Raw genomic sequence first — 25,143 nt, forward strand, 5'->3', positions numbered from 1 at the left:
AGTTGTTAACTGTCCCCCAATAATTTATTTAAGTCGCGAAAGTTTCTCAAAATCCGGTCTTGTGGCAGAGGGCAGGAGATGGGCAGAACGAGATGAACCTGCAATTCTTGTTTTATTTAAAGTATTTATTATTTCATCACCATTTTTTATTCCTACTCCATGCCCATAATACATATCGTCACCGAGGTAGATTACATTTTCTCCCTGCCACTCAGGAGTTAGTGGATTGACATCTGGATTCTGAAAATATCTGCAGTCACCAGGTATGTTGTCAGCTGCATTGTCAACAGTAGTAAGTCCAAGGTTTTTATCTACATTGTGCCAGTTCATCAAATATATTTTAGGAAAGGTGTTGTTGAAGATTTTTGATCCCAAAGAATCAAGGCACGCTTTATAATATACGATAACCATAGCTGTAGCACATTCTGTAGCGTACTCATCTCCATTTGTAAATATGTCATCTATGGCAGATGAAGGTTTTGCACCTTCTTTTAGAAGGAAACCGCCCTGTCTTGTTCTCTCCCAGTAATCTGTATTGCATCTTGATTTACGAAATATACTAAATCCAAAATTACTTCTATATAGTGATATAGAAGCATTTACAATGTTTTTTCTTAAATTCAGCTCAAATTTAAGTTCTCTCTCAGAATTATAATTGTAGATATGACTACTTGAAGAAAGTATGTCCAATATATATTTTTCGATACTATTATTTTTATAATTATGGGATAATTTATTTATATCAATTCTATCACCGGCAATAGTAATCATTGTACACCTCCTATTCTGGCAATCTTTATCTGCTCATTTAAAGAATAGCTGCGCCATATGTTCCAGAGGTATATATTTTTATGATGTATTCTCAATGAGAAGTTTGAAAGAAGAACTTTTGTATCATGATCCAATCTTTTGAAATCATTGATCAGGCTGTTCTCTTTTTCAGATGGAGATCGAAGAGCCGTTCCTGTATCACAGCATATCCTCTTACATAGATATTTTCCCTCAAGAACTATTTTATAAGGTGTAGGATTTGTAGTTTGCTGAAAACTTTCTCCTGTATACTTGAGAAAAGGACTGTTTTCCTTCATCCAGTTTAAAAAGTTTGTATATTTTCTTTCTTTGCTTATACTACTGTTTACTGAAGGTATAAAATTCAATAGCCTGCAGGCTATTTTAACATCTTCTGCAGCTGCGGACAGTAATTTTTCTCCTATTATAAGCAGGTTTTGTGGATCTGCTGCTTGAAAAAATGCCCATACAAGATCATGAAGCAGTGTACCTTTCTTATATCTTTCAAAGATCAAGTCCGCCATAATTGGAAGAAGTGTCTTGTCCTTGTATAGTTTTGTAAGTATTCCGCATGTAATGTCCAGGATACGATCATATTCATCATTTAAACCATCGCTTTTATAACCGGATTTCAGTATCCAGTTTAGTGTAGAATGAATTATTTGAATATAGTCAAAAGAAAGGTGTTCCTGTTCCAGATTGTGTTTATTATCTGATAGAATTTCTTTTATAATAAGTAATGCAGTTTTATTTTTTATAGTAAGTTTATCTACCAGGCTGTATTTTTCGATTTCATCTCTTAGTATAAATAGAGTTGAAAAATTCAGTTTTTCATCATTTATAAATTTTAAAGCAGTTTGTACATCTTTATTGCAAAGTTCAGTAAAAAAAATTTTTAAATCATCTATTCCTTTGTCGCTTCTTAAGTTATCCAAAAAGTTTGAACAGTTGAAATTTGAATTATCCATGGATATTTAATAGCTCCTTTAATATCTCTATCCATACATATTTATTTTTATAAATATAATTTATACTATGAATTAACAAGTTTTTAATTATATAATTAAATATAGGAGACAGGCTTTCTGAAATATTAAAAATTCAAGAAAAGAAGGCGTACAATAATGCTTGGTAGAAATTTGAGAAAGTATTGCAGTATAGGTGACATTAAACTTGTATACTATGAAAAAGGTACTGGTGATACTGTATTACTAATTCATGGAAACAGTATGAACAGTATAATGATGAAGAAAATGTTCAATTACCTTTCTCAATTTTATCATGTTGTAGCTGTAGACAGCAGAGGACATGGTGGGAGTGAAAGTGGTAAAAAAGCCTATTCAATTGAGTTGTTTGCAGAGGACATGGTTGAATTTTGCAGAAATAAATTTTTGAACAATATTATTGTTATAGGTTACAGTGATGGTGCCAATGTGGCATTGAGAATTGCATCTAGATATCCTGATTTGGCAAGAAAGATGGTGCTTATTTCAGGCAACTATAATGCACATGGTTTAAAATGGTTGATTAGAATACCAGCAGTGTTTATAAAATTGATTATGGAGATAATCAAGAAGATTTTTCCAAATACGAGATTTACCTTATGGAAGATAAATTTATTGCTGAGCAACTATGGAATAACGGAAAAAGAGCTTGAAAAAATCAATACGGACATACTCATACTGGCTGCAAAACATGATTTTATTTACAGAAAACATCAGATAGAAATGAGCAGACATTTGAAAAATGCACATATGTACGTTGTGAGAGCTACAAATCACATAAATATTATAGTTTCAAAGCGTACTTTTAATATTATAAAAACTTTTATAGAACGAGAAAATCTTATTAAGAATAGTAATGTTGTGGAGCAATCAAAGAAAGATAGGATAAGAAATTATGTAATGAAATATGGACAAAATACTATATCCTATCTGGCAGTGGACAATGACAAGCAATATTATTTTGGACACAAGGTAGAAGGGGTTGTCGCTTTTACCGTTGTAGCCCATGTAGTGGTATGTTGTGGAGATGTAATATGTCAGACAAGTAATGTAAAATCATTTCTTCTGGAATTTATATCATTTTGTGAACAGAATAGATACAGCCTTGCATTAATAGATGTGTCGGAAAAATTCTTGAAGATATATGAGAGTATGGGATTTGAATATGTAAAATGTGGAGAAGATGCAATGTTTGAACTTTCGAATTGGAATTTGAAAGGTGGGAAAATAGCAAAAGTAAGAGCTGCCATAAATCATGCAAATAAGCTTGGAATATATGTAGAAGAATATAAACCGTTGAAGTGTAGAGATGAGAATGTAGAAAGTGAAATAGATGGAATCACACAATGTGGAAGAAGGGAAAACATGGAGGCTTGCTCTCTTTTATACTTGGAGGAGCGGAACTTGAAACTCCTTGTGATAGAAGGTATTTCTTTGCCAGGGATAAAAGTGGAAAAATGCTTGGATTTGTTGTATTCATACCTTTTGAAGGAGGCAGTGGATACCTTGCAGATGTAACGAGAAGGATACCTGGAGCACCTCAGGGAGTAATAGAGATGATAATTTATGAAGCCTTTATGAAGATAAAATCAGAAGGAGTGAAATGGGGAAGTATGGGACTTGCACCTCTTGTTAATGTAGGAAGCAATGGAAGAGCATCTATTATAGAAAAAATACTTAAATTCATTTATGAAAAATTAAATGGAATATACAGTTTTAAAAGCCTTTATCATTCCAAGAAGAAATATGCACCTACGCAGTGGGAATCAAGATATATAGTATATCATTCCAGAATATTTACTCCGAAAATTGGATATGCAATTGTAAGAGCCATAAGTCCACAGGGGATTTTGAGTCTTATAGGGCGTAAAAAATTATAATAAAAATAATTTTTATATTCTTATTTACATGTATGTAAGAATACTTTATACTATTTATGATTTAGAAATTTTGAGGGGAGGATTACTTTGAGATAATGTATATCTTGAGGTAAAATTTAAAATGTCATCAGGATATGTTAAGGAACCTGTATATCAGAAAATAGCGATAGATATAGCAAATAGAATAATAAGTGGAGATTTTTCCATAGGAGACAAACTTCACGGAAGATCATCTCTATCCAGCCATTATAATGTTTCACCGGAGACTATCAGAAGGGCTATTATTCTTTTAAATGATATGGATATAGTGCAATCCATAAAGGGTAGTGGAATTATCATTAAATCTGTAGATAACTGTTTGAAATTCATAAATAAGTTTAAAAATATAAGTTCTATAAATTCCATGAAAAAAGAGATTTTGGACTTGCAAAATCAAAGACATATATTGGAAAAGAAAATTGAAGGCAAGATCAACGAGGTTATAGATTATTCAAATAGATTTATTAAGAGCAATCCATTTATTCCACTTGAATTTGAGATATACAAGGGGCTTCCTATTATAGGCAAAACGGTATCCGAGAGCAGATTCTGGCAGAGTACAAATGCCACTATAATAGGTATAAGAAGAAATGGGGAGCTAATACTTTCTCCGGGGCCTTATGCTGTATTTGAGGAAAATGATGTATTTATAGCTATAGGACCAGAGGAAAGTTACAGTAAAATCAAAAGATTTATCTATGGGGACAGAGTTGGTGTTTCTGATAAAATACAAGTTAACCCAATAAATCAATAATTTTATAAAATCTATAATCAATATCTAATTTAACAGAAGGGCTGGCAGTTTTGATTGAAACTGGTGGTTCATTTACATTTATAGTTGAAAAATTTGCATAGGATATTACAGTATTATCAGGCATTTTATCTTCAACTTTATATTTGTTATATAATAAATTTTGTTACAATATATGTTATTTTCCATATGATAAAGATGGTTACAAATTGTTGTTATCAAAAAAGGAAAGCAGCTTTTCGGCTGCTTTCAAATTAAAATATAAAGTTAGGGGAATATATTGTTTTGGGGAAATATGGTCTTTTACATCAAATAATAATTGTTATTGCTTAATTATTATTATATCATATAAATATAATTAATCAATATCTTTTTAGTATATTTTATAAAATATTTTAGGATATTTGAAATCTCTTTTTTATTATTTCAGATAATATGTGTGCTGTTCCCTGGACACCAAATAAACTGCTGTCAATCATAATATGCTTGTTTTTAATATTTTCCATGGAATATCCAGCATAATTTTTATAATAAGTATCCCTTGCCCTGTCTACTTCCATAATCATTTTACGTGCTTCTTCAGGATGCATCTTTAATGTTTTCACACAGTTTTCAAAACGAGCTTCTTTTGGAGCATATATAAATATATTCAGGCAATTTTTGTGATCTTTCAAAAGGAAGTCAGCACATCTTCCTACTATAATACAGGACTCCTTATCTGACAGATTTAGTATAATTTGACTTTCTGCCTTGAATATTTTATTTTGTTTATCTTTAGATGAATCTCCTAGCGGAAAAAGCATATTGAAAAAGTTTGATTTGAAACCTGTTTCCTCCTGGTTGCTGATAGTTGATATAGGAAGATTTAATTTTTTTGATGTTTGTTCTACAATATCTCTGTCATAATACTCTACTCCAAGTATTTCAGATACTTCTCTAGCTATAGGTCTCCCTAAACTCCCAAATTGTCTGTTAATAGTTACACAATATTTTTTCATATAGATCACCCCACTATTCTTGAAAGAAAACTTTTTGTTCTTTGATTCTTTGGATTTGTAAAAATTTCCTGTGGCTTGCCTTCTTCTACAATATATCCATCACTCATGAATATAACTCTGTCAGAAACATCTCTTGCAAATTCCATCTCATGAGTTACAACTATCATAGTCATACCCTCATCAGCCAGTTCACGCATAACTTCAAGAACATCTCCAACCAGTTCCGGATCAAGGGCTGATGTAGGTTCATCAAAGAGCAGGGCTTTAGGCTCCATTGCCAATGCCCTTGCTATTGCAACACGCTGTTGTTGACCACCTGAAAGAGTAGAGGGCATTACATTGGCTTTATCTACCAATCCAACTTTTTCAAGTAGTTCAAGTGCCTTTTTTTCAGAGTGTTGTTTTGATTTTCTCTTTGTTAAAACTGGTGCAAGTGTGATATTTTTAAGTACACTTTTCATTGGAAATAAATTAAATCTTTGAAATACCATTCCAACTTCCTCACGGTATTTTCGAAGATCATTCTTTTTATCACATATATTTTTTCCGTTATAATATATAGTGCCGCCAGATTGAACTTCTAATTGGTTGATGCAGCGCAGAAATGTACTTTTACCTGATCCTGAAGGACCGATAATACATATAACTTCACCTTCAGCAACTTCCAGGTTAATATCTTTAAGTACTTCCAAATCACCAAAATTTTTAGATAAATTTTTTATTTCTATTAAATTTTTCATGCCCTAACCCTTCTTTCAACCTGTTTTTGTATAATTATGAGTACTGAAATTATTACCAGATAGAATACTGCACCTGCAGTATAAGCTTGTATTGTATTAAAAGTTACTGCAGCGTAGTTTTGAATTTGTTTTGTTATTTCATTTACTACTATTACAGAAAGTATTGCTGTGTCTTTAACTGTAATAATGAATTGATTAAATAAAGCTGGAAGCATGGATCGGAAAGCAGGTGGTACAATTACGTGCCATAGAGTTTGAAGGGGTGTAAGACCTAGAGACAATCCTGCTTCTTTTTGACCAGGATCTATTCCTTCAAGAGAACCACGTACTATTTCTGCAATAAACGCACCTGAATTCAGAGAAATTACTATAATACCAGCAAGGTTGCTCTTTAGATCGTGTCCAATAATTTTAGGCACAACAAAGTATACATATAAAGCTTGAACAATTATAGGAGTTCCTCGAATAACCCATAAATATATATTGATGATAAACTTGGCTACTTTATTTTTGCAGCCAAGTACAAAACCAGAAAAACATCCAAGCAAAAACCCAAATAGAATTCCAAACAGAGAAATTTCAAGTGTTACTTTCAATCCCTTTAAAAGCATTGGCATGAGTACATTTAAAAAGCTCAAATCCATAATATCAATCCTTCCTTTAAGTATAAAAGTTTTCTTCTGGCAATCATGTTTCACTTACCAGAAGAAGTTTACAGTATGAATAATATATTTTATTTACACCATTTTTGATTTAGTTTTTCTATTGTTCCATTATCTTTTAATTTTTTTATTGCTGCATTGAATATACTTACCAATTCAGGATTCTTTTTGGATGCATCAAAAGAAACTGCAATTGCATATGGTGATTGATCTTCTGCAAATTGTTTGCCTACCATTTTCAGTTTTGAATCTTTTTTATTGGATATATAATAGGCACTACCAGGTGCATCGTAAACCATGGCATCTGCCTTGCCAGACTCAAGTGCTTCAAGAGCTGTTGTGCTGGCATCATGTACTTGAAGTCGATCTGAAGATACACCGGCATTAACTAGATATAGATTGCTGGCATCTCCTTTTTGAACTGCAATTTTATAGTTGCCTTTTATAAGGCTGTCAATTCCTGTTATCTCTTTTGGACTGGAATTTTTGTTCACAATTACTGTAAGACCCGCTCCATAGTAGGTATCAGAAAAATTCATTACTTTTTTTCTAGTATCTGTTGCACAAATAGCGGCTATACCAATATCCAGTTTTCCCTGTGACAATGAAGTAGTCAATGGGCTGTAGTCCATGGCCTGAACGCCGCCATCAATTTTAAAACCAAGTAATTTTTGAAGTTCTTTGAGAAAGTCCATGTCAAAACCTGTTAAAGTTTTTCCATCTTTGTCGTAGTAGCTAAAAGGAGCATAAGTACCTGAAGTTCCAATTTTAAAAGAATAATCTTTTAGAGCTCCTTGAAGTTCTCCGGTATAAGCCTTTGTAGAAGTCTCTTTGTTGTTTGCATTGCTGCTGCCACAGCCTGCTAGTGATCCTAATAGAACTACTATAAGCAATGTTGTTAATAATTTTTTCATGAGTATTCCCCCTTTAAATTTTATAATTTTTTTAAAATTCTCTAAATTACAAAATCAAACATTTTTAATAGATGTTTAATTTTACAGCGAATATTAGCTAATCTTTTTATACACAGTATCATTTGTTTGAAACTTTGTCAATAATACATTCAATTGTTTGATTATTTAGTAATAGATCAGTGAAAGCTTTAAATTAATAATAACCAAGTAATGCTGTAATGTTGTTGTTATGCGGATTTCATTATGATTTTAAAATTATATTTTCAACTACATCCTCCGTGTATTGAATAAATTTTTTTGAAGCAGGGGAAATATGATTTAGTGCTTTTATTCCAATACCAAGATTTCGATGCTGATAAGGTTCAAGGGGTAGAGTAGTAACTTGATTTGACCACTCCTGAATAATCAAGCTTGGAAGTATGCTTATGCCAAGGTGATTTGCAACCATTGAAATAATAGCATGATCATCTGTTGATGAAAAACGTATATATGGGTTTACATCCTCTTTTGTCAATGCAAGACGTACATCATAATCAATTCCAACTTCAGAGATGATAAAAGGCTGATTTTGAAAATTTGAAGTTTCATAAGTTCCACTTTCAGGAATTGGAAAATCCTTTGGTAGTATTGCCATCAATGGATCATCATGGAGTGGTATCCAGTCAAATTTTTGAGAAGGTCTGTGACTGCACAAACCAAAATCTACGGTGCTGTCTTCAATCCATGATTCTATTTCATCAATACCACCTTCCTTCATGTGTATATCAATATACGGGAAATTATTTTGAAATTCGTATATAATTTTTGGAAGCCAGTTTATAGAAATACTTGCATATGTTCCAATAGTAATAGAACCAGTATTCAATCCATTCAACTCATTGATTGTCTGTTCCAGACGGGAATTTTCCAATAGCAGTTGTCTTATAAGTGGCACAATTCTCTTGCCGTTGTCTGTAAGCAATACTCCACGTCTTGTTCTTACAAACAGTGGAAATCCCATTTCCCTTTCCAGTCCCTTTATTATGTGACTTACTCCAGATTGTGTATATCCGAGTTTGTCGCCACTTGTCGTGAAGTTACCAGTTTCTGCTATATCAGCGAGAAGTTCATACTTTTTTAAATCCATTTTATACTTGCTCCTTTCCATATACCAATTAGATTTATCAGACATGAAAAAAAATAATGTCTAACTATTAAAATTGTAATTTTACTATTTGCATAATATGAATTATTATAGTGTAAACAGATAAAAAAAACAAATTAGCAATTAAAATCATGTTCAGCAAACAGTCTGGCAATGGAAAGGAGACATAGCATGCAAAGTTACAGGTTTTTGATGAAGCAGCATATTGGAGCACCTTCAGATCCTCTGGTTAAACAAGGTGACCTGGTGAAACGAGGACAGCTTATAGCCAGAAAAGCACCAGGGGCAATGGGCATAAACATTCATTCCAGTGTGAATGGTAAAGTTACCTGTGTAACTGATTTATATATTCAAGTTGAACAACAGGAAGAAACCAGTACTGAAGGATATGTAAGGCTTCAGGGAAATACTCCGCTGGAACTTGTGGAAGAAGCTGGTATTGTTGGCCTGGGTGGTGCCGGATTTCCAACTTATATCAAGCTTTCAAAACCACTTGAGAAAGATGGAACAGTAATAGTAAATGCAGCAGAATGTGAGCCTATTCTCAGCCATAATATTTTTATGATAGAGAAGAAGGCAGAAAAAGTTATTCGAGGTATCCAGATTGTTATGGATATAGTTCATGCACAAAAGGCTGTAATTGGAATAAAAGAAAAAAATAAAAAAGCCATAGAAACACTTAAAAAACATATTGATAGTGATAAAATTCAGATTTGTTTGCTGCCTGACATGTATCCTATGGGAGAGGAAAGAGCAATTATAAGACAATCTAAAGGAATGCTTCTGGATATTGACAAGCTTCCTTCTGCAGCCAATTCTGTTGTAATAAATGTAGAGACAGTTTATAAAATTTATGAGGCTGTGGATGAAAGGAAACCATTTATTGATAAGGATGTTACAGTGGCAGGAAAATTAAAAGGTGATTTGATACAGGTCTTTGAAGATGTCCCAATTGGTACAAAAGTTGGCTCTCTTATAGAAGAAGCAGGTGGATGCTATATGGATTATGGCGAAATCATTATGGGGGGACCATTTACAGGTAAAAGAACATCTATGGAGCTGCCAATTGTAAAAACTACTGGCGGAATAATTGTTACAGAAACTTTCTTAAAGGGACCTGATAAAATAGGACTTCTAGTATGTGCTTGTGGGGCAGATGAAAAGAGATTGATACAGATGTCAGAAGATATGGGATCACAGGTTGCAGGAATAGAATATTGCAAACAGGCACGAAAAGTAAAAAACGGATACAAGTGTGAAAATCCTGGAATATGTCCGGGACAGGTTCAAAAAGTAATGGCTCTTAAAAAGGCGGGAGCCAAAGCACTATTAATAAGTAATTGTAGTGATTGTACCAATACTGTAATGTCCTGTGCTCCAAAGCTTAAACTACCAGTATATCATTGTACTGATGGTGCAATGAGAGCAGTCAATCACAAATTAATACGAAAACTGAAGATTTCTTGAACATGGCAAGTTAAAATTGGACAATAAATATTAAGAAAATATAGAATATTAAGAAATGGGAGGAAACAAATATGTCAATTACAAAGGAAACAATAAAAAAACATTTGAAAGATCCAGCAATTTTCTGCTGTCAGAGAAAGAAGGGACTTGTAATCAGTGAACATGACCTTGAAGATCCTACATTATTCGATGATATGGTGGAAGCAGGTCTTATGACATTAAGCGACGATGGTCTTACAATTGAGCAGGTATTGGGAAGAGCATTAATATTAGATGCTGATGCACTTACACCAATTACAGAAGATATGCTGGATGGTGTCAATTCAATATCAGAGGTTTCAGAACAATCTGAAAAAAGAACTGAAAAGGAAAAAGTTGAGTTGAATCAAACAGAAAATAATAAAATGATGCACATTGAAATATCAAAATTGGAAGGCCTTAAGTTGGATATACCAGCAGGCATGTTTATAAATCAATCTGTAGAAGCGGAAAATATAACACAACGAAATAAAGTAGAAGATAAAGTTATAAGGACCTTGGTAAAAAAGTATTATAAAGTTAGTGAAGTAAAAATTGGTTTGAAAACATCATTTGAAGATGGTGTATTGACTATAGATAAAAATATTATAGACAAGGCAATTAAAGCAGATCCTCTAGTAAAAGATTTAAAGATGGATGTTATTACACCGGATAACAGACATATTTATACAGAAACTATCATGGATGTATGTCCAATATCTACAAAAGTTAAGGGAAAGCTTGGAGAAGGAATTTCACATACCCTGGAGGGAGTTGTATTTATGCTCACAGGTGTTGATGAAGATGGTGTACAGGTTCATGAATTTGGCTCCTCGGAAGGATATCTGGATGAAAAGATGAAGTTTGGAAGACCTGGTTGTGCAGATGAGAATGACATAATTATTCGTGTACATGTAGTTATTCAGAAGGGTACTGGAATGGAAAGAAGAGGACCTTTTGCAGCACATTCCGCAGAGGATGTAATTATTCAGGAAGTTAGAAATGCAATAAAGAAGACGTCCGAACCAGTAGAAGAAGAGAAAATATGCAAGGATGTAAAAAAATATGGAAGACCAAGAGTTGTCTTGATTAAAGAAATTATGGGACAGGGTGCAATGCACGATAATGTTCTTTGTCCAACAGAACCTGCAGGCATACACGGCGGACAGAAAAATGTAGATCTTGGTAATGTACCGGTTATGATGACACCAAATCAAGTACGTGATGGTGCAATTCACGCTTTAACATGTATTGGACCGGCAACTAAAGAGATGACAAGACATTATTTCCGTGAACCATTAGTTGAAGGATTGGCAGAAGATGAAGAAGTGGATTTGATTGGTGTAATATTTGTAGGAAGTCCTCAGGTCAATGATGAAAAGACTTATGTTTCAGAACGTTTGGGAGCACTTGTAGAAACATTGGAAGTAGAAGGTGCAATAGTTACTACTGAAGGCTTTGGAAACAATCATATTGATTTCACATCCCATATTGAACAAATTGGCATGAGGGAAATTCCAGTTGTAGGTGTATCATTTTGTGCTTATCAGGGACAACTTGTTGTAGGAAATAAATACATGGATGCAATGATTGAGATAAATAAAGATAAAGATGGATTTGAAAATGAAATTGCAGGCTGCAGTTCTATTACAAAAGAAGATGCAGATAGAGCTATCCTTATGTTGAAGACAAAAATGGCCGGAATTCCTATTGAACCAGCTGAAAGAAAGTGGAATCCTGAAGTAATAGAAAAAAATCAAAAAATTGCTGACGAGGTACTTGGAAATGATTGAGTTAAATCCAATATTGACCAAGGGAAAAATTGTTGAAGTAAATGATACTGCAGTAAAAGTAGATGTACAGGGAAGGCTTGGTGTTATCTGTGTACCACTTAGATGGGTATTTACAGACAAAAAGCTTGAAGCTGGTCAGATGGTACAGTTTTACTTCAGTTATATGGAGACTATTTAATGTAGAAAAAAATAAATAATTATATCGAGGAGGAAAATAAAATGAAACTAACAACAGCATCAGGATTAAAATCGGAGATATTTGTTCCAATTACACCAAAACCAGTTTGGAGCCAGCTGAAAAAACCTTTAAGTGAATGTAAAGTAGCATTTATAACAGCTGGAGGTATTCATAAAAAAGATCAGGTTCCTTTTAATACAGCAGGTGATTATACTTATCGTCCAATTCCATCAGATACTCCAACTTCACAGTTAATGGTTACACATGGTGGATTCGATAATTCAGATATCAATAAAGATGTAAATGCAATGTTTCCACTAGACAGGCTTCGAGAACTTGTTGAAGAGGGATTTATAGGAAGTCTTGCAGATGAAATGTATGGTTTCATGGGAGGCGGTGGAAATGTTGATAAATTTAAAAATGAAACTGGACCTGAAATTGCTTCAAAGCTTAAAGCACAGGGAGTGGACATTGTACTCTGCACCGGCGGATGCGGTACATGCCATCGTTCAGCAACTATAGTTACAAGAGCTTGTGAAGAAGCTGGAATGTCTTGTATAGTAATTGCAGCATTGCCTCCAATTGCACAGCAGCAGGGAGCTCCACGTATTGCAGCAGCTCATGTACCTATTGGTTCAAATGCAGGTGAACCAAATAATATAGAGATGCAGATGGGTATTTTAAAGGATTCACTTCAGTGTGTAGCAGAATTTGATCACTTTGGACAGTTGAAGCTATTGCCATATGAATATAGACACAATGTTTGATTTATAGGAGGCAGTCATGAAGTATTCACCAAAATTACGAAAAGCTGAAAAAACATTTCTTGCAGTGGACTCACATACTATGGGAGAACCTACAAGAATCATATTGCAGGGTTTTCCAGAACTACAGGGTAAAACTATGATGGACCGTAAAAAATTTCTAAAGGAAAATTATGACCACTACAGGACAGCTCTTATGCTTGAACCAAGAGGTCACAGAGATATGTTCGGAACTGTTATTACAGAACCCATCAGTGAAGAAGCTGATTTAGGTGTAATATTCATGGACAGCGGCGGTTATTTGAATATGTGTGGACATGGAAGTATTGGAACAGCCACCGTAGCAGTAGAAACAGGATTGGTTGAAGTCAAAGAACCTTATACAAATGTAGTGCTGGAAGCACCAGCAGGTATAATTAGAACCAAAGTAAAAGTTGAACATGGAAGGGCAGTAGAAGTGAGCATTTTAAATGTTCCAGCCTTTTTATACAAAGAAGACATGGAACTGGAAGTTGATGGCTATGGCAGAGTTCAATTTGATATTTCATTTGGAGGAAGTTTTTTTGCACTTGTTGATACTGAAAAGATCGGCATTGCAATTGAACAGGATAATTTATCCGTATTAAAAGATATAGCTATGAAACTTATAAAAAAGATCAATGAATCAATAGAAATCATACATCCATATTTAGATATAAAATCTGTGGATTTGGTCGAGTTTTATGGAAAATCAGATGATCCAAAAGCGGATTTGAAAAATGTTGTTGTCTTTGGTGATTCACAAGTGGATCGTTCACCTTGTGGTACAGGTACTAGTGCAAAACTGGCCTATCTATATGAAAAAGGCAAAATAGGTATTGGAGAAGAATTTTCCTATGAAAGTATTACAGGTTCCATATTCAGGGGAATTGCAACAAAGGAAATTAAAATTGATGGAAGAAATGCAATTATTCCACAGATTACAGGAAGTGCATATATTACAGGTCTTAATAGGCTTATATTGAATGACTATGATCCTCATGAATATGGATTTATTATGGGAAAAAACTACAAAAGGGAAAAATCCAGTTTTATTTAAAAACCATGATAATAACTTAGAATTTATTTTACTAAAGAAGAGAAAGGACACTAATAATATGAAGTTTAATTATCATTCGCCGGTAAACCTTATTTTTGGAGCTGGAAAGATAGAGGTGTTAGGTGAAGAAACAGCAAAGTATGGAAAAAAAGCTTTTATTGTTACAGGAAGAAACAGCACAAAAAAAACAGGACTGCTTGATAAGGCATTGAATCTTCTTGAAAAATGCGGAATTGAATGTGTGGTTTTTGACAAGGTAGCCCAGAATCCTTTAACTACTACAGTAGAGGAGGGGGCAGCTCTAGCAGTCCAGAATGGATGCGATGTTGTAATTGGAATTGGCGGCGGAAGTATAATGGATGCAAGTAAATCTATAGCATTTATGGTAAAAAACAAAGGAGATATCTCAGACTATATTTTTGGAAGAATTTATGGTGAAACTGCACTGCCGATTATTCTAGTTCCCACAACAGCAGGTACTGGCAGTGAGGGAAACAATTTTTCAGTTTTAACCAATCCTAAAAATGGGGATAAGAAATCTCTAAGAACCAATGCTATTTATGCAAAGGCATCAATAATTGACCCTGAGCTTATGATGACAATGCCAAAGTCAATTATTGCTTCAGTAGGATTTGATGCTCTAACTCACAATATAGAGGCATATATTTCAAAGGCAAGTCAGCCTATTACTGAAATTCAGGCTCTTTATGGAATAAATCTCCTGTCAGAAAATCTAATAAAGGTTTATAACGACCCAAAAGACCTGGAAGCCTGGGAAAAGGTGACACTTGCTGCTACACTAGGTGGTATTGGTTATTGGAATTTCAGGGGTGGCAGCTTCTCATGGATTGGAACATCCTGTTAGCGGATTAAAGAATGTAGTACACGGTAAAGGTCTGGCAGCATTAATGCCTACTATAATTGAAAGATCTTTTAAGTCCTCTCCTGAAAAGTTTGCCAATATTTCCAAAATATTAGGTGGAAAAGATGAAAATGACTGTTCGAAAGTTCTTGAAAAATTGCTTGAAGACTTAAATTTGAATATAAGTCTTGGGGAAATGGGAATTACCCACGAGGATGTAGACTGGATGGCTGAAAACTGCATGAAGGTTTCAATGGCATCTTTAAAGAATAATCCAAAGCAGTTTAATTGTGAAGAGATTAAAGAGATTTACCATGATTGTATATAAAATTTATGTAAATAAAGGAGATTTTAAATATGAAGTTAAAAGATAAAGGACTAACTGCACAAGATGTAAAATCCTTAGTTAAAAAATATATGATTGAAACATATGAACGTTATGATTTTGTATGTGAACGTGCAAAGGGTATGTATCTTTATGATGACAAGGGAGAAGGATACTTGGATTTTTATGGTGGTATTGCTGTAAACAGTGCAGGAAACTGCAACGACAAGGTTATTGCTGCCGTAAAAGAACAAATTGATGATGTAATGCATACATTTAACTATCCTTATACTATTCCACAGGCACTTTTAGCCCAGAAAATATGTGAAACTATTGGAATGGACAAAATATTCTATCAAAATACAGGTACTGAAGCAAATGAAGCTATGATCAAAATGGCTAGAAAATATGGTGTAGAAAAATATGGACCAAACAAATACAATATTGTAACAGCCAAACAGGGCTTTCATGGAAGAACTTACGGTTCATTGACTGCTACAGGACAACCTGACAATGCATGTCAAATTGGTCTTAAACCTATGCTTCCGGGATTTTCCTATGCTGATTTTAATGATCTGGAGTCTTTCAAATCTTTAGTGACTGAAAATACAATTGCTATTATGCTTGAACCAATTCAAGGTGAAGGAGGAGTTGTCCCGGCTACCCAGGAGTTCATGAAAGGAATTAGAAAACTTTGTGATGACAAAGGTATGCTGCTTTTAATAGATGAAGTACAAACAGGATGGTGCAGAACCGGAAAGGTTATGGCATATATGGATTATGGTATAAAGCCTGATATTGTTTCCATGGCGAAAGCTATGGGTGGAGGAATGCCTATTGGAGCAATTTGTGCAACTGAAGAGGTATCAAAAGCTTTCACTATGGGGTCGCACGGTACTACTTTCGGAGGAAACCCTTTATGTTGTGCTGGTTCACTTGCTCAAATCAATGAACTTCTGGACAATAATCTAGCTGGTAATGCAGAAGAAGTAGGCAATTATTTCATGGAAAAATTAAAGACAATTCCTCATGTAAAAGATGTACGTGGTAAAGGTCTTATGATAGGAATCGAATTTGATTCACCACTAGGCAAGGATATAAAACATGGTTGTTTCGATAGAAAACTTCTTGTTACATTAATTGGGACTTCAGTAATTCGTGTGCTTCCACCGCTTATTGCAACCAAGGAAGACTGCGACAAGGCATATGAAATCTTGAAAGCAGCAGCGGAAGAAGCATATAAATAAGTTTTGAAAAGCTATTGAATTTTAATACCAAAATGGGAGTAATGATATATAGTCCTATTTTGGTATTATTTTATATCATTATATAGTATATATGGAAATCGGATTACGATCTACCAGTCTTTTGTATTTGTATTTAGGATAGCCAACCATAATGGCTCCGGTTATAACTTTACCTTCAGGTATGTTAAACAGATTCAGTAGAGGACTATAATTAGCAAATACACACATTTCAAACAGCCCGGCCCAGCATGAACCAAGTCCAAGTGCAGTAGCGAACAGTTCTACATATGAAAGTGAAGAAATTGTATTTTCTCTCCCATTTTTGAAGTCATGAGGAGCAATTGCCAGTATAAGATGTGGGGCATTTCTGAGTATGGTGTCATTGCCATTTTCCCTGTAGTTCTTAACATGATGTGGAAAACTATAATGATATGGATTTTCAAGTTGACTTTCCATCCACTGAACTATTATTTTAGTTGCCTTCTCCAGTATCTTTTTATCATATACTATAATGTATGATAATCCTTGAGTATTACTGGCAGTAGGTGCAAAACGTGCAATATCGACTAATTTCAATAGAGTTTCTTTAGGCACAGGAGTTTCCTTATAACAGCGTATGGATCTGCGTGATCTTAGAAATTTTTCAGCAGTTTGAGATGTTATAACAGGAAAATTTTTTATGGGAATCTGTTTGGATAATGGTGATTTCATATTGTCAATTGCTTTATTGGGACATACAGCTGTGCATTGACCGCATGCAATGCATGAATCTGGATTAAGTGCATATGGTCCATCTTTATTTATGTCTATTACACTTGATGGACAGACCTCTATGCAAAGTTTGCATCTGGTACATAAGTTCTTATCTACTTTAATTAATTCCAATGTAATCACTCCTAAATTTAAATTATTCAAAAATCTGTTTATGGTATATAATATATACTGCAGTGTGAGTTCCTACAAGTACGCACTTATTAGTAATTTAGTAACTGTATGTATACTTATAATTATTGAGTTGGGGGAGTGAAGAATGATAAAATTCAAGGGAATAGAATACAATTGTTCCATGGAACTGACTTTGGACATTATAGGTGGAAAGTGGAAATCATTGATTATATGGCATTTGGCTGAAAAAACCATGAGGTTTAATGAGCTCAAAAGATCCATGCCTCATATTACACAGAAGATGCTTACACAGCAGTTAAGATCTTTGGAAAAAGATGGACTGATAAACAGAGTGGTTTACAATCAGGTTCCACCCAAGGTAGAATATTCTCTAACCAGTTATGGAAAAGATTTATTGCCCATTTTATCAGTTTTGTGCAGTTGGGGAGTCAAATATGCTGGTGCAGTAGAGTGTATTAAAAAATAGTTGATAGGAAATTACAAAAGGAGAGGAATTTATGTTACAGGTAGATGTTGAAAAATGTATTGGATGTGGACAGTGTGTTAAGGAATGTTTTCCAGGTTGTATAGAGTTGAAAAATAACAAAGCCGAAATTAACAATAAATATTGTTTTAAATGTGGACATTGTATAGCAGTCTGTCCAAAGAAGGCAGTTTCCACGGATGAATACAGTATGGAAGATGTTAAAGAATATGACAGGGAAAAATTTTCTGTGGATCCAGATAATCTGTTGAATTTTATAAAATTCAGAAGAACTATAAGGCAGTTTAAAGACAAGAAAGTTGAGCAGGAGAAGATAGATAAGCTTATAGAATCAGGACGATTCACTGAAACCGGCAGTAATGCCCAGGATGTTTCCTATACAGTTGTAAAGGAAAATATAAGTCAATTGAAAGATTTGACTTATAAGAGCATGAGAGATATAACTGATGAGGTGTTAAATAGTAGAACTCTTGAAGCCAAACTATTTAAAAGATATGCAAAGATGTGGCTTCAAATGTGTGAAGATTATAAAGAAAATCCTAAAAATGACAGAATATTTTTTAATGCCCCAATGGTTATAGTTGTTACAGCTCCATCAGAAGTAAATGCAGCACTGGCTTCCTCAAACATGGAACTTATGGCAAATGCAATGGGACTTGGAGTACTATTTAGTGGATTTTTTGTAAGGGCGGCCAAAGACAACAAGGATATCAAGGAGTTCCTTCAGGTTAAAAGAAGAAAAGAAATTGTAACCTGTATGGTAATTGGGTATCCTGATGTTAAATATGTAAGAACGGTACCAAGAAAAAAGGCAGATGTAACATGGAAATAAAATTTTTGAACTTATTTAGTATCATTAGATACTAGATAAGTTCCTATAATCATTATTAACAGGGCGGCAATGAAATAAGAATTCAACTTTTCCTTGAAGATGAAAAATGAAAATCCCACACCTATGAAAGGTGATAGTGCGTAATAGGCACTAGTTTTTGCAGCTCCAAGTTTTCTCTGAGCATAAACGTAGAAAAATATGCTCAATCCATAAGATAAAAATCCAAGTATAAGAGCAAAAACAATATATATAATATTGTCAGTCCATTGATTTAAAATGTATGCAATTATGAAAGAAACCGCGCCAGAGCCAAATCCTTTAATAATAACAACTTCAAGAGGATCTTTTAATGAAAGCATTCGTGTACAGTTATTTTCAAATCCCCAACATATACATCCTGACAAGATAAACAATGAACCAATTGAAAAGGAAAAACTACTGCTGTCTTTTATTGAAAGAATAATGCTTGAAACAGTAATTAATATTATTGCAAGCCACAATCTTTTGCTGATATGTTCTTTAAAAATTAACAGGGCTATTAGAGAGGTAGCTACAATTTCAAAATTACTTAGTAATGAAGCATTGGCAGGGCTGGCTGATGTTAAGCCAATCATCAAAAATATAGGGGCAGCAATATCTAGGATAATCATCGCTGAGACAAAAGGCAAGTCCTTTTTTGACAATTTTGCTTCTATTTTATTTTTACCATTTTTATGTTGAATATAGCCAATTATAGACATACCCAAACCTGCACCGGTATAGAGTAATGCTGACATTAGAGCTGGTTGAATTTCACTTAATAATATTTTTGATACTGGCAGACTGACGGCGTATAACAATGCTGACAATATGGCGAACAGAACAGGCTTATGATTTTTTAAATTCATTTTTAGTACTCCAATAATTATTATTTTATAAATTTATCAATTGCACTATTTAAATCTTCTAAAACTTTTTTATCATTGTTCTCTATTGCATCAACTACACAATTATTAATATGATCCTGTAAAATTATTTTACCGATATTATTAATGGCACCTTTTACGGCAGCAATTTGAACTAATACTTCACTGCAGTCCTTTCCTGATTCCATCATCTTTTTTACAGATTCCATATGCCCAATTGCTCTTGATAATCTATTGATAACCGCATTTGTATTTTTATGGTTATGATTATTGTTCATGTAAGCACCTTCTTTAAATATATAATATCCCCCCATGGGGGATATTATATATTATAACTTCAATTACATATTAATTCAATATCTTTCTATAGACAATATGTATTGTTATAATTTAATAGTGTACTCAATTTATAAATATGGGAGTGAAATAAATATGGATGAGAATGTTAAATGGTATATAAAAAAACGAATTGAGAAGACTATAAAATCTCTAAATGATAATAATATGGAAGGTTATTATATTGACAGCAAGGATGAACTGCTTAAAAAATTAAAAGAGTTTATACCTGAAGGATCAACTGTTGGGGTAGGAGATTCAATTACTCTCATTGAAACCGGTGTGCTGGATTTTTTAAGAAAAGGCAAATTTAATTTCATGGATAAATATAGAGATAAAATAACTACTGATGAAAAGAGGGAAATATACATAAAGAATTTTTCTGCACATACTTTTATTTGCAGTACAAATGCACTTACAGAGAGTGGGGAATTATATAATATAGATGGAAATGGCAGTAGAGTTGCACCGATGATATATGGCCCAAAACAAGTTATACTTGTAGTTGGAATAAACAAAATTGTTAAAAATATAGAAGAAGCCGAAAGAAGAACAAGGGGATATGCGGCTCCTATTGATGCAAAAATATTAAATAAGGATACACCCTGTACAAAATTAGGATACTGTGTTGATTGCAAAAGCAAAAATAGAATTTGCAATGATTTTGTAATAATTAAAAGACAGTTTATTAAAGGAAGAATTAAAGTATTGATTATGGGAGATATTTTAGGATACTAGATATTTGTTGTATACTGTATCCATTCATAAACATTTTTACAGTAGTCCTGTATATCATTGATTAGTTTGCTTGTGTGATATCCATCTGCAGCTGCATGATTGACCATTATTGAAAATGGTATAAATACTTTTTTGTCCTGTTTAAAATACTTTCCAAAAGTAATAACGGGAAACAGCATTTTGGATTCATTTAGAGAAATATTGCTGCATCCAGTAAAACTGAGCCATGGCAAAGCTGAAACAGGAAAGAAGTTTTCAGGCTGGTTTGGCTTTGCCTTAATCCCCTTTACATCTTTATAAGTTTCTAAATCCTTTACACAATCAGCGTAAAATATTGAAAAATCTTCATTATAATATGTCCATATATCTGAAAATGTCTTGTCATCCTCATGAAACAGGGTGTACACTGGATTTGTATACTTCCAGTAGCCAAGTTTGCCTTCATTGTCATAACTCATGCGAAATTCCATATTGTGATTGATTGCTTTTGAAACCACATAAATGAAACTTGGATAAAATCTTAAATTTCTCTTCTTGATTTCAAATAAAAGATTGGTTATTTCTATATTGGAAGTTAAATTGTACTTACATTTTATATTGTTTATATAATAGTTGAAATGTTCTCTTCTTGGCCATGTATTCATATCTATTTTTTTAAAATCCATATAATCCACCATCCATATAAAGTATAAATCTATAATTATATTATATCATTTCCTGATTAGTTGACATCATGATTAAGAAAATTTGCTGTGGAAGAATAATGTAACATTAATGTAAATAAATATTAATTTGGATATGTTATAATACACAGACATGTATTTATTTGAAACTTATGTATAAAAATCAAATAATTTAAAGATTAATGCTACTACTTTTATTGATAGAGGAGGACTTTATAAGTGACAAGAGACAAGTCGATTTTACTAATTAAAGATCTTTCAAAAAAATTAGGAGATAAATATATATTGAAAGATATTGATCTCAAAGTTAATTCAGGAGAAGTTATAGGTATTACCGGTAAAAATGGATCAGGAAAGACAACTCTTTTGAGAATTATTATAGGATTAATGTATCCTTCAAAGGGTGAAGTTTCTATGAGAGGGTAGAAAATTAACACCAGGTTTTTTAGGGAACTTGCCTACAAATGTCAGTGCTTTAATTGAAAATCCTAATTTCCTGCCGGGATTTACAGGATTTCAAAATTTAAAAATGCTGGCATCTATTCGAAATAAAATCAATGATGAAGATATTAAAAAAACTATTGAACTTGTGGGTTTGGAGCCATTAAACAAGAAGCATGTTTCAAAATATTCCCTTGGTATGAAACAAAGACTGGGGATTGCCCAGGCCATAATGGAAAGTCCCAAAATGGTTTTATTTGATGAACCTACAAATGCACTTGATGACGAAGGAGTAAAGATATTTTCACAAATTGTAAATAATATGAAAAAGAATGGAACAGGATTTATTATAGTGTCACATAAAAAGGAAGACATTGATACCTTATGCGACAGGGTATATAGAATTGAAAGTGGACAACTAAATGTTGTAAAAGAGCATAAAGATGTAGAATGGAAAATAATCCTTAGAGATTTAAACAATTTAGAAAATCTGCTGAAGATATTACCGAATGCCAGTGTAATCAATCGCATAGAGGGACATCCTGCAGTTGCATGTAAAAAGGATTGGATTACTTCAGATGAGGCAGTTCAATTTTTAGATGAAAATAATATAGATCTTATACGTGTAGAGGAGAATAAACAGTGATTTACCTTTCAATAAGGCAATATTTATCTTATAGTTGGAAGAAATGGCTTGCTGGTATTTTTATAATATTTATTTTGGATGTTGGACTAAAATATTTGGTAATTGTTGATTTTCTCCCTAAATATAAAACTCTGATTTTCAAGGATTATATTTTTTCCGCACTATCCTATCCACTTTACTGTATATGTGCAGTGCCTCTATTGTACAGTTATCTTGTATGTGACATAGTTACAAGGGATTATGATGGGGGATATTTAAGCTTTATTGTGTCAAGAATTGAAAATAGAACTACATATTTTATGTCAAAATTTATTTTAATTGTTGTTACTGCAAATATATTTTTCTTTGTAAACATAGGTATACTTATGTTTACAGCTATGCTATTCAGACTACCGCTTCATGGAATATCTTATTATCCTACGTTGAAATTTTCAACTGAACTTGGATTGAATACTGGTTCGATATTTTTAATTCAATATAGCATATATGTAATTAGATTGATTGCTATAGGAATGATTGTATTGACAATTTCTCTATTGTTCAATAGTGGAATTTATTCAATAATAGCTGTAGTTATGCTTATGATTCAGGGACGGGAAGCTTTTTTTAATGATGAGTCGATTTTAAAATGGTCTCCAGTATCACAGCTGGTATTATCAAAGCATTATCCCTTTTATTTTTATAATTATGGATCATATAGCAATAAAAGTATTGAATCTTATACAATCCATTATTCAATAGTATTCTATTTAATTATCATAATAATTGTCTTTATTATAGGGTTTATGAGAATCAACAGAATGAATTTAAGTAAAAAATCAGGAGGGTAAAATGATTAAGTCATTTTTAAAAATTGAATTTAAACGAACTTTTTTTAGCTAGAAAACTTTAATTGCGTTTATACTTTTTATGGCTGTATATATACATATATCTTATTTGGATGGATTAGATTTGCCTAAGTTGCCTCCTTCTACATACTACTATAAATTAATGATGGAAGATAATAATTTTTTCATGGCCTATTTAAAAGTTATGGCAAGGACAGTTAATAGCTATATGTCAATGGTGTTTCCCATAATAATTTTATTAACAGTAGGTGATTCATTAATTCAGGATATGAAAACAGGATTTCTTGAATTCTATTTGACCAGGATAGACTGTAAAAAGTATATTTTTGCCAAAAACATTTCTGTGGGTATAGTTGCTTTTGTAGTTGCATTGATTTTTCAAATATGTGGATTTATTTATACTGTTTTCACACATCCTTTTTATCTTCCTAAAGATCTGGATAAGGCACCTTTGTTTCTGAGAGGAATGTATATGCAGGTTCCATATTTATATATACTTATGACCATGATAATATTTAGTTTTATAGCAGCTGCTATAGTATTATTTGGAATGCTGCTGTCAAATAAATTGAAAAATTCGGTTCAGGCAATATTGCTTCCATATATAATATATCTGATATTGGGGCTTGGTATATACAATGGAATACCTGTTCCTTCAATTTATGCTTTTAGTCCCGTAATGATGTGTGGAATATTTATATTTGAACCTTATTATCCATTAGGTGTAATAGCCGTGTATTGGATCGGCATACTTCTCATATGTGGATATTTTTCATGCAGATTGTTTTTAAAGAAGTTCAAAATAAAATCAGATTTAAAAATATGAGGTTGACTAAATGAAGAATTTAGTATTGAATCAGATTTATTCTATCGGCAAAAACATTATACTGGTTATTATACTTTTATTATTTTTGGACAGTTCACAGCTTGTTTTTATGCTAAATGATGCAAAACTCAATAATGTAACAGCATCTCAACTGGATTTTTTAGTGAGAATAAGTGGAGGAATACAACAAAATTTCAATCTTTTCCAGTATATCAAATGGATAATAGTCATATGTACTTTGCTTCTCTTAGTTGAGAATATTAATAATACCAATAAAGGATTGGACTTAATGTTGATAAGCAGGGCTGATTCCAGGTTCAAGTGGTGGAGTTCTAAAATAATAGCATTGATTTTATTGAATATATTTTATGTAGTACTGTTTTTTGGAATGCAGAAGTTAATCTCCATGATATTTTTGCCTTCAACTAATATTTGGAGTTCATATCTTAAGATTTATTATCTTAAGTTTTATAATAGCAGCTTGGCTCCCAAGGAATTTCAAATTATAATTCTATGTATTTTATTAACAGGATTTATAGCTATATCCACACTTTTTCAGACTATAAACTTAATATTCAGCAGTAATGAAAAAGTATTTATAATAGCAGTTATTGTGTTCCTTATTAGTGGAGTACTATATATGAATAGATCAGTTCCAAGAGTGCTTTCGCCTTTAAACTATTCATCCACTATGGATATATTACCAAATATTCAATGTTATGCTAGAAGTATTTTCTTAAATATAATATTGATTATAGTCAATGTGACAGCAGGATATCTTGTTGTTAGGAAAAAGAGCATTTTATAAAGGATATATAAAAATCAGCAGAATTTTAAAACTCTGC

At 32.8% G+C, this 25,143-nt stretch carries 28 protein-coding genes and 2 pseudogenes; 18 read left to right on the top strand and 12 right to left on the bottom strand.

The features are described from left to right. Positions 1-24 precede the first annotated feature (24 nt). On the bottom strand, positions 25-771 hold the full coding sequence (locus KM800_RS03680; protein WP_217811857.1) for a protein-glutamine gamma-glutamyltransferase: 747 nt from the start codon (positions 769-771) through the stop codon (positions 25-27). Beyond that, positions 768-1,757, bottom strand: a complete 990-nt coding sequence (locus tag KM800_RS03685) for a hypothetical protein (RefSeq protein WP_217811858.1) — start codon at positions 1,755-1,757, stop codon at positions 768-770. The genes KM800_RS03680 and KM800_RS03685 overlap by 4 nt, the downstream gene beginning before the upstream one ends. A 285-nt stretch (positions 1,758-2,042) precedes the next feature. On the opposite strand from KM800_RS03685, the pseudogene KM800_RS15430 reads away from it, so the two are divergent. The 3 genes and pseudogenes from KM800_RS15430 to KM800_RS03695 form a co-directional block, all read left to right on the top strand. Further along, positions 2,043-3,038, top strand: a pseudogene (locus KM800_RS15430) (alpha/beta fold hydrolase); the annotation flags it as partial. Positions 3,039-3,139: 101 nt separating this feature from the next. Continuing rightward, complete coding sequence (locus KM800_RS15435) at positions 3,140-3,673, top strand: DUF2156 domain-containing protein (RefSeq protein ID WP_254906453.1); 534 nt, start codon at positions 3,140-3,142, stop codon at positions 3,671-3,673. Positions 3,674-3,794: 121 nt separating this feature from the next. Next, the gene (locus tag KM800_RS03695) at positions 3,795-4,466 is read left to right on the top strand and encodes a TrkA C-terminal domain-containing protein (protein WP_217811859.1); all 672 of its coding nucleotides are present in this window, start codon (positions 3,795-3,797) and stop codon (positions 4,464-4,466) included. On the opposite strand, the gene KM800_RS03700 is transcribed toward KM800_RS03695, so the two are convergent. The 6 genes from KM800_RS03700 to KM800_RS03725 all read right to left on the bottom strand — a co-directional run bounded on the left by KM800_RS03700 (position 4,447) and on the right by KM800_RS03725 (position 8,903). After that, a complete protein-coding gene (locus KM800_RS03700; protein WP_196479830.1) occupies positions 4,447-4,590 on the bottom strand; it encodes a hypothetical protein in 144 nt (47 codons plus the stop codon). The two genes, KM800_RS03695 and KM800_RS03700, sit on opposite strands and share 20 nt — an antisense overlap. Positions 4,591-4,858: 268 nt before the next feature. Next, positions 4,859-5,461 carry an AAA family ATPase gene (locus tag KM800_RS03705; protein WP_217811860.1) on the bottom strand — a complete coding sequence of 201 codons (603 nt, stop codon included), beginning with the start codon at positions 5,459-5,461 and terminating at the stop codon, positions 4,859-4,861. Positions 5,462-5,466: 5 nt separating this feature from the next. Further along, the gene (locus KM800_RS03710) at positions 5,467-6,201 is read right to left on the bottom strand and encodes an amino acid ABC transporter ATP-binding protein (RefSeq protein WP_217811861.1); all 735 of its coding nucleotides are present in this window, start codon (positions 6,199-6,201) and stop codon (positions 5,467-5,469) included. Next, the gene (locus tag KM800_RS03715; RefSeq protein ID WP_217811862.1) at positions 6,198-6,845 is read right to left on the bottom strand and encodes an amino acid ABC transporter permease; all 648 of its coding nucleotides are present in this window, start codon (positions 6,843-6,845) and stop codon (positions 6,198-6,200) included. The genes KM800_RS03710 and KM800_RS03715 overlap by 4 nt, the downstream gene beginning before the upstream one ends. 89 nt (positions 6,846-6,934) lie before the next feature. Further along, the gene (locus KM800_RS03720) at positions 6,935-7,777 is read right to left on the bottom strand and encodes a substrate-binding periplasmic protein (protein WP_217811863.1); all 843 of its coding nucleotides are present in this window, start codon (positions 7,775-7,777) and stop codon (positions 6,935-6,937) included. Between the two features lie 241 nt (positions 7,778-8,018). Continuing rightward, the gene (locus KM800_RS03725; RefSeq protein WP_217811864.1) at positions 8,019-8,903 is read right to left on the bottom strand and encodes a LysR family transcriptional regulator; all 885 of its coding nucleotides are present in this window, start codon (positions 8,901-8,903) and stop codon (positions 8,019-8,021) included. Between the two features lie 171 nt (positions 8,904-9,074). On the opposite strand from KM800_RS03725, the gene prdC reads away from it, so the two are divergent. The 7 genes and pseudogenes from prdC to KM800_RS03760 all read left to right on the top strand — a co-directional run bounded on the left by prdC (position 9,075) and on the right by KM800_RS03760 (position 16,653). Continuing rightward, on the top strand, positions 9,075-10,388 hold the full coding sequence (gene prdC / locus KM800_RS03730; RefSeq protein WP_217811865.1) for a proline reductase-associated electron transfer protein PrdC: 1,314 nt from the start codon (positions 9,075-9,077) through the stop codon (positions 10,386-10,388). A gap of 71 nt (positions 10,389-10,459) precedes the next feature. Next, positions 10,460-12,199 carry a D-proline reductase (dithiol) proprotein PrdA gene (gene prdA / locus KM800_RS03735; protein ID WP_217811866.1) on the top strand — a complete coding sequence of 580 codons (1,740 nt, stop codon included), beginning with the start codon at positions 10,460-10,462 and terminating at the stop codon, positions 12,197-12,199. Further along, the gene (locus KM800_RS03740; RefSeq protein WP_217811867.1) at positions 12,192-12,377 is read left to right on the top strand and encodes a CBO2463/CBO2479 domain-containing protein; all 186 of its coding nucleotides are present in this window, start codon (positions 12,192-12,194) and stop codon (positions 12,375-12,377) included. The genes prdA and KM800_RS03740 overlap by 8 nt, the downstream gene beginning before the upstream one ends. A 41-nt stretch (positions 12,378-12,418) precedes the next feature. After that, on the top strand, positions 12,419-13,144 hold the full coding sequence (gene prdB / locus KM800_RS03745) for a D-proline reductase (dithiol) protein PrdB (protein WP_217811868.1): 726 nt from the start codon (positions 12,419-12,421) through the stop codon (positions 13,142-13,144). Between the two features lie 16 nt (positions 13,145-13,160). Further along, positions 13,161-14,219: a proline racemase family protein gene (locus KM800_RS03750; RefSeq protein ID WP_217811869.1), complete on the top strand. Its 1,059-nt coding sequence runs from the start codon at positions 13,161-13,163 to the stop codon at positions 14,217-14,219. A 58-nt stretch (positions 14,220-14,277) separates the two neighbouring features. Continuing rightward, positions 14,278-15,409: pseudogene (locus tag KM800_RS03755) on the top strand (iron-containing alcohol dehydrogenase). A gap of 29 nt (positions 15,410-15,438) precedes the next feature. Further along, positions 15,439-16,653: an aspartate aminotransferase family protein gene (locus tag KM800_RS03760; RefSeq protein WP_217811870.1), complete on the top strand. Its 1,215-nt coding sequence runs from the start codon at positions 15,439-15,441 to the stop codon at positions 16,651-16,653. A gap of 78 nt (positions 16,654-16,731) precedes the next feature. Here KM800_RS03760 and KM800_RS03765 read toward each other — a convergent pair whose 3' ends face one another. Then, positions 16,732-17,538: a nitroreductase family protein gene (locus KM800_RS03765; protein ID WP_217811871.1), complete on the bottom strand. Its 807-nt coding sequence runs from the start codon at positions 17,536-17,538 to the stop codon at positions 16,732-16,734. A 145-nt stretch (positions 17,539-17,683) separates the two neighbouring features. Here KM800_RS03765 and KM800_RS03770 point away from each other — a divergent pair, with 145 nt between their 5' ends. Further along, a complete protein-coding gene (locus KM800_RS03770) occupies positions 17,684-18,025 on the top strand; it encodes a winged helix-turn-helix transcriptional regulator (RefSeq protein ID WP_217811872.1) in 342 nt (113 codons plus the stop codon). A 31-nt stretch (positions 18,026-18,056) separates the two neighbouring features. Continuing rightward, positions 18,057-18,875: a nitroreductase family protein gene (locus KM800_RS03775; RefSeq protein WP_217811873.1), complete on the top strand. Its 819-nt coding sequence runs from the start codon at positions 18,057-18,059 to the stop codon at positions 18,873-18,875. An 11-nt stretch (positions 18,876-18,886) separates the two neighbouring features. Here the strand turns inward: KM800_RS03775 and KM800_RS03780 are convergent, their stop codons facing one another. Both KM800_RS03780 and KM800_RS03785 read right to left on the bottom strand, forming a co-directional pair. Beyond that, complete coding sequence (locus KM800_RS03780; RefSeq protein ID WP_217811874.1) at positions 18,887-19,762, bottom strand: DMT family transporter; 876 nt, start codon at positions 19,760-19,762, stop codon at positions 18,887-18,889. A 20-nt stretch (positions 19,763-19,782) separates the two neighbouring features. Next, positions 19,783-20,058 (bottom strand): metal-sensing transcriptional repressor, encoded by a 276-nt coding sequence (locus KM800_RS03785; protein WP_217811875.1) that lies wholly within the window; start codon positions 20,056-20,058, stop codon positions 19,783-19,785. Positions 20,059-20,212: 154 nt separating this feature from the next. Here KM800_RS03785 and KM800_RS03790 point away from each other — a divergent pair, with 154 nt between their 5' ends. Beyond that, positions 20,213-20,854 (top strand): lactate utilization protein, encoded by a 642-nt coding sequence (locus tag KM800_RS03790; protein WP_217811876.1) that lies wholly within the window; start codon positions 20,213-20,215, stop codon positions 20,852-20,854. On the opposite strand, the gene KM800_RS03795 is transcribed toward KM800_RS03790, so the two are convergent. Further along, entirely contained in the window at positions 20,851-21,519 is a 669-nt protein-coding gene (locus tag KM800_RS03795; protein ID WP_217811877.1) for a CatA-like O-acetyltransferase, read from the bottom strand. The two genes, KM800_RS03790 and KM800_RS03795, sit on opposite strands and share 4 nt — an antisense overlap. Before the next feature lie 237 nt (positions 21,520-21,756). Between KM800_RS03795 and KM800_RS15440 the strand changes: the two genes are divergently transcribed. The 5 genes from KM800_RS15440 to KM800_RS03815 all read left to right on the top strand — a co-directional run bounded on the left by KM800_RS15440 (position 21,757) and on the right by KM800_RS03815 (position 25,106). Next, positions 21,757-21,963 (top strand): ABC transporter ATP-binding protein, encoded by a 207-nt coding sequence (locus KM800_RS15440; protein ID WP_330655504.1) that lies wholly within the window; start codon positions 21,757-21,759, stop codon positions 21,961-21,963. 28 nt (positions 21,964-21,991) lie between these two features. Next, complete coding sequence (locus KM800_RS03800) at positions 21,992-22,624, top strand: ATP-binding cassette domain-containing protein (RefSeq protein WP_254906454.1); 633 nt, start codon at positions 21,992-21,994, stop codon at positions 22,622-22,624. Further along, entirely contained in the window at positions 22,621-23,454 is an 834-nt protein-coding gene (locus KM800_RS03805) for a hypothetical protein (protein ID WP_217811878.1), read from the top strand. Before KM800_RS03800 ends, KM800_RS03805 begins: the two co-directional genes overlap by 4 nt. Before the next feature lie 121 nt (positions 23,455-23,575). Continuing rightward, positions 23,576-24,298: a hypothetical protein gene (locus tag KM800_RS03810; protein ID WP_217811879.1), complete on the top strand. Its 723-nt coding sequence runs from the start codon at positions 23,576-23,578 to the stop codon at positions 24,296-24,298. A 10-nt stretch (positions 24,299-24,308) separates the two neighbouring features. Then, positions 24,309-25,106 (top strand): hypothetical protein, encoded by a 798-nt coding sequence (locus KM800_RS03815; RefSeq protein WP_217811880.1) that lies wholly within the window; start codon positions 24,309-24,311, stop codon positions 25,104-25,106. Positions 25,107-25,143 lie beyond the last annotated feature (37 nt).

Origin of the sequence: Clostridium tyrobutyricum, from assembly GCF_019144085.1 — a bacterium.
GTDB lineage: Bacteria > Bacillota > Clostridia > Clostridiales > Clostridiaceae > Clostridium_B > Clostridium_B tyrobutyricum_A.

What these genes read in the sequence shown, in the direction of transcription:
- KM800_RS03680 (WP_217811857.1), bottom strand. Translation starts at nt 771, where the DNA reads ATGATTACTATTGCCGGTGATAGAATTGATATAAATAAATTATCCCAT.
- KM800_RS03685 (WP_217811858.1), bottom strand. Translation starts at nt 1,757, where the DNA reads ATGGATAATTCAAATTTCAACTGTTCAAACTTTTTGGATAACTTAAGA.
- KM800_RS15435 (WP_254906453.1), top strand. Translation starts at nt 3,140, where the DNA reads ATGTGGAAGAAGGGAAAACATGGAGGCTTGCTCTCTTTTATACTTGGA.
- KM800_RS03695 (WP_217811859.1), top strand. Translation starts at nt 3,795, where the DNA reads ATGTCATCAGGATATGTTAAGGAACCTGTATATCAGAAAATAGCGATA.
- KM800_RS03700 (WP_196479830.1), bottom strand. Translation starts at nt 4,590, where the DNA reads ATGCCTGATAATACTGTAATATCCTATGCAAATTTTTCAACTATAAAT.
- KM800_RS03705 (WP_217811860.1), bottom strand. Translation starts at nt 5,461, where the DNA reads ATGAAAAAATATTGTGTAACTATTAACAGACAATTTGGGAGTTTAGGG.
- KM800_RS03710 (WP_217811861.1), bottom strand. Translation starts at nt 6,201, where the DNA reads ATGAAAAATTTAATAGAAATAAAAAATTTATCTAAAAATTTTGGTGAT.
- KM800_RS03715 (WP_217811862.1), bottom strand. Translation starts at nt 6,845, where the DNA reads ATGGATTTGAGCTTTTTAAATGTACTCATGCCAATGCTTTTAAAGGGA.
- KM800_RS03720 (WP_217811863.1), bottom strand. Translation starts at nt 7,777, where the DNA reads ATGAAAAAATTATTAACAACATTGCTTATAGTAGTTCTATTAGGATCA.
- KM800_RS03725 (WP_217811864.1), bottom strand. Translation starts at nt 8,903, where the DNA reads ATGGATTTAAAAAAGTATGAACTTCTCGCTGATATAGCAGAAACTGGT.
- prdC (WP_217811865.1), top strand. Translation starts at nt 9,075, where the DNA reads ATGGAAAGGAGACATAGCATGCAAAGTTACAGGTTTTTGATGAAGCAG.
- prdA (WP_217811866.1), top strand. Translation starts at nt 10,460, where the DNA reads ATGTCAATTACAAAGGAAACAATAAAAAAACATTTGAAAGATCCAGCA.
- KM800_RS03740 (WP_217811867.1), top strand. Translation starts at nt 12,192, where the DNA reads ATGATTGAGTTAAATCCAATATTGACCAAGGGAAAAATTGTTGAAGTA.
- prdB (WP_217811868.1), top strand. Translation starts at nt 12,419, where the DNA reads ATGAAACTAACAACAGCATCAGGATTAAAATCGGAGATATTTGTTCCA.
- KM800_RS03750 (WP_217811869.1), top strand. Translation starts at nt 13,161, where the DNA reads ATGAAGTATTCACCAAAATTACGAAAAGCTGAAAAAACATTTCTTGCA.
- KM800_RS03760 (WP_217811870.1), top strand. Translation starts at nt 15,439, where the DNA reads ATGAAGTTAAAAGATAAAGGACTAACTGCACAAGATGTAAAATCCTTA.
- KM800_RS03770 (WP_217811872.1), top strand. Translation starts at nt 17,684, where the DNA reads ATGATAAAATTCAAGGGAATAGAATACAATTGTTCCATGGAACTGACT.
- KM800_RS03775 (WP_217811873.1), top strand. Translation starts at nt 18,057, where the DNA reads ATGTTACAGGTAGATGTTGAAAAATGTATTGGATGTGGACAGTGTGTT.
- KM800_RS03780 (WP_217811874.1), bottom strand. Translation starts at nt 19,762, where the DNA reads ATGAATTTAAAAAATCATAAGCCTGTTCTGTTCGCCATATTGTCAGCA.
- KM800_RS03785 (WP_217811875.1), bottom strand. Translation starts at nt 20,058, where the DNA reads ATGAACAATAATCATAACCATAAAAATACAAATGCGGTTATCAATAGA.
- KM800_RS03790 (WP_217811876.1), top strand. Translation starts at nt 20,213, where the DNA reads ATGGATGAGAATGTTAAATGGTATATAAAAAAACGAATTGAGAAGACT.
- KM800_RS03795 (WP_217811877.1), bottom strand. Translation starts at nt 21,519, where the DNA reads ATGGATTTTAAAAAAATAGATATGAATACATGGCCAAGAAGAGAACAT.
- KM800_RS03815 (WP_217811880.1), top strand. Translation starts at nt 24,309, where the DNA reads ATGAAGAATTTAGTATTGAATCAGATTTATTCTATCGGCAAAAACATT.